Origin of the sequence: Kocuria subflava (genome assembly GCF_012163155.1) — a bacterium.
Lineage (GTDB): Bacteria > Actinomycetota > Actinomycetes > Actinomycetales > Micrococcaceae > Kocuria > Kocuria subflava.
Map to the genome: position 1 here is coordinate 1 of NZ_JAAVUN010000150.1, position 634 is coordinate 634.

At 68.9% G+C, this 634-nt stretch carries 1 protein-coding gene; it reads left to right on the forward strand.

From position 1 onward, the window contains the following. On the forward strand, positions 1 to 522 hold a 522-nt coding region (locus GTW58_RS13470), incomplete at its 5' end, for a TSUP family transporter (protein ID WP_168023602.1). Positions 523 to 634 lie beyond the last annotated feature (112 nt).

Sequence of the window (634 nt, forward strand, 5' to 3'; positions counted from 1 at the left end):
GCCACGGCGTTGCCTGGAGCGGTCCTGGGAGCTCTGCTGGTCCTGGTGTTGCCCACCGCCTGGCCGCAGATCGGCATCGGGCTGCTGGTGCTGATCGCCCTGGCCCTCACGATCACCACCCCGCGCCTGCCGCACCTGGATTCCAAGGTCGCGCTACCGGTCACGGGTCTGATCGGAGGGGTGCTCAACACGACGGCGGGTGTGGCCGCTCCGGCGATGGTGATCGCCGCGCGCCTGACCCGGTGGGATCAACGGACGTTCGCGGCCACGTTGCAGCCCATCTTCATGTCCATGGGCCTGTTCTCCGTGCTCACCAAGTCGGTGCTCGGGGCCACGGGGCAACCCCATCTCCCACCATGGTGGCTGGTGCCCGTGGTCATCGGGCTGGTCCTGGGCGGGGTCGGCCTCGGGACGCTGCTCGACAGCAGGGTCAATCCCCTCCAGGCGCGGACCCTGGCCCTGGTGATCGCCGGCCTCGGCGGCCTCGCTGCCCTGGTCAAAGGACTGTCCGCCGTGATGTGATCCACGGGACGGCAACAAATCCGGACGTCATACCCCGGGATGATCCCGTCATCATCACAGATGGACCCGCGGGGCGATGTGCCGGCCTCACCCCGCCGTGGACCATGGATGC